This is a genomic window from uncultured Veillonella sp. (genome assembly GCF_934190855.1).
Lineage (GTDB): Bacteria > Bacillota > Negativicutes > Veillonellales > Veillonellaceae > Veillonella.
Map to the genome: position 1 here is coordinate 1 of NZ_CAKPTN010000193.1, position 2,864 is coordinate 2,864.

The window sequence follows — 2,864 nt, forward strand, 5'->3', positions numbered from 1 at the left end:
GTAATACCTAAGTCACGAATCTTACCAATTAGTTGGCGAAGCACTTCAGTTTCACTATCGTTCATACCCGCCGCAGGTTCATCGAGCAAGATCAATTGCGGATGTGTTGCTAACGCACGAGCAATTTCAAGGCGACGTTGTTTACCATATGGCAGTGATGTAGCAACTTCTTCTGCATCTTCTTCAAGACCTACAAGCTTTAAAAACTCGTAAGCAATGCCACGACAACGCTCTTCTTCGATACGTTGGCGTTTTGTTTTCAAAAAGCTAGACAAGAAGCCAGAACCAGTACGACAATGCATACCGGTTAAAACAGTTTCAAGAGCTGTCATATTACCAAAAAGACGAATGTTTTGGAACGTACGAGCAATCCCCATTTCAACAGTTCTATGAGGTTTAATGCCTACTATAGACATACCGTCAAAAACGATTTCTCCAGAGCTTGCTGGGAATACACCAGTAATCAAGTTGAAGAGTGTAGTCTTACCAGCACCATTTGGACCAATAACACCAAACACTTCACCTTGTTTAACACCAAAGGATACACCGGTGAGAGCTGCAACGCCACCAAAGCTTTTACTTACTTCATTTAATTCTAATAGCATTCAGTTCCCTCCTATCCTTGTTTTTCTTCTTGTTTGCGTTTATACGCTTCAAAACGTTCTGTTAATACTTGAGATTCTGGAATATATGGAGCCTTTTTAAAGCCTAACTTGCGACTAATTTTGTCTACCATAGATTCTGTTAAAATACCATCTGGACGAACAGCCATCAAGATGACAAGTAAAGCACCATAAATGATATCTCGATAATCGGATAAGAAACGCAATACTTCTGGCAACAATGTAAGAATGAAGGAGCCGAGTACGGAACCCCATACTACATTAGAACCACCAAATACAGGGAATAACAAGATTTGTACTACTTTATGGTAGCTGAAATCTGTAGGATTAATAAAGTTTGTAATGTGAGCATACAAACCGCCACCGATACCAGCAATGAAAGCGCCAATAATAAAAGCCATCATCTTGTAGTAAACAACGTTAATCCCCATTAATTCTGCCGCATGATCATCAGCTTTGATCGCTGCAAAAGCTCGACCAACACGGCTATTATTGATGCGTACACAGAAAGCAATAATTAAAACTAGAATAGCCAACAAAATAATGATAGCTATCAAGTTACCCCAGGTAACAGCATCAAGCCCCATTAGGCCATCCATATCGAATTCATAAGCGTAGTTCGTTAACTCTTGAGGAATGGACGGGATACCAGATAGACCTAAGGCACCATTTGTAACATCTAAGTTCAAGAAAATAACGCGTACTACTTCACCAAAACCAAGGGTTGAAATAGCAAGGTACAAGCCTTTAAGTCGTGTTGTTGGTAAACCAATAATAACTGCTACAAGACTTGCCACTAAGCCACCTACTAAAATGCCAACAACTATAGGCAAATCAGCTTTCAAAGAAAGCATAGCACCTACATAAGCACCTACACTCATAAAACCAGCCGCACCAAGAGAGAGCTGACCACTAGCAAGTGTAAAGTAAATAGAAATACCCATGATGGCATTGATGATGAAGAACATCACGATCTGTAGATAATACGGGTTTAATAAATCCATTACGGTCTACCCCCTTTATCTTTAGAACCAAACAAGCCTTGAGGGCGCCAGAACAATAATAAGATAATGAGGCCAAAGGCAACGGCATCACGGAATGTAGAAGCACCATAGGCAACAGAGAAGACCTCTGCTACACCAAGGATAAAGCCACCAACCATAGCACCAGTAATATTGCCAAGACCACCTAAGATAAGTACTGCAAGACCTTTAAAGCCGATGATAACGCCCATAGTAGGTTCAATAGCATTAAAGGATAAGCCTACTAATACGCCTGCAGCTGCACCTAGAGCAGAAGCAATCATTACGGTAACAGAAATAATCATGGTAGGATTAATACCTAAAAGAGCAGCTGTTTCAGTACTCATAGATACGGCACGAATGGCCTTACCAATTTTAGTTTTTTTAATGACTACATTTAAAATGAGCATTAAAACGATAGAAACACCTAAACCAATGATTTGTACCATAGAAATTTTAAAAGCCCCAAAGTCGATGAGACCACCAATATAATCTGGTGGGAAGGATCTTGTTTGAGGGCCCCAAAGCAATAATGCCAAGCTTTCAATAAAGATAGAAACACCGATGGTACTAATAAGTGGTGCCAAGTGAGACACCTTTTTCTTGCGTAGTGGACGAAGGGCCACAAATTCTAGAAGATAACCGAGGATAGCGCCTACTGCCATAGCTACGATAAGGGCTACAAAAATGTTAACGTTAAAAATTGTTACCATAAAAAGACCAACGAAGGCACCTATCATAAAGATGCCTCCGTGAGCCATGTTGATAATATTCAAAACACCGAACACAAGTGTTAAGCCAATAGCGAGTACAGCATATAAGCTACCGAGGGTTAACCCGTTAACTAATTGTTGTAAAAACACTATACTACCTCAACTTATTTTGTTAATGCGTCAAATTGACCGTTTTTAATTTGTAATACTTGAACTTCCATGGAAGGATCGCGTTTTTCGTTGAACTTGAATTGACCAGTTACACCAACGAAGTCAGCAATGTTTTTCAATGCTTCGCGGAATTTTTCGCGATCTGTTGTGGAGCCCGCTTTTTTCAAAGCTGCTTCATAGAGATATACTGCATCATATGCTTGTGCTGCAAATTGGTCAGGTTCTTTACCATATTTAGCTACATAAGCTTTACGGAAGTCTTTAACCTTTTGGTCTTCTTTATTAGGGAACCAAGGTGTACCAACGATAACGCCGTTAGCTGCATCACCAGCAAT

The 2,864-nt window shown here is 40.1% G+C and carries 4 protein-coding genes; all 4 read right to left on the reverse strand.

The window, feature by feature from the left end:
* Positions 1-605 (reverse strand): ABC transporter ATP-binding protein (locus Q0F90_RS08580; protein WP_296004771.1); only part of this gene is annotated, 605 nt, incomplete at its 3' end.
* 11 nt (positions 606-616) lie between these two features.
* The gene (locus Q0F90_RS08585) at positions 617-1,627 is read right to left on the reverse strand and encodes a branched-chain amino acid ABC transporter permease (RefSeq protein ID WP_296004773.1); all 1,011 of its coding nucleotides are present in this window, start codon (positions 1,625-1,627) and stop codon (positions 617-619) included.
* Entirely contained in the window at positions 1,627-2,508 is an 882-nt protein-coding gene (locus Q0F90_RS08590; protein ID WP_296004775.1) for a branched-chain amino acid ABC transporter permease, read from the reverse strand. The genes Q0F90_RS08585 and Q0F90_RS08590 overlap by 1 nt, the downstream gene beginning before the upstream one ends.
* A gap of 14 nt (positions 2,509-2,522) precedes the next feature.
* The coding region (locus Q0F90_RS08595) for an ABC transporter substrate-binding protein (RefSeq protein ID WP_296004777.1) at positions 2,523-2,864 on the reverse strand (342 nt) is incomplete at its 5' end.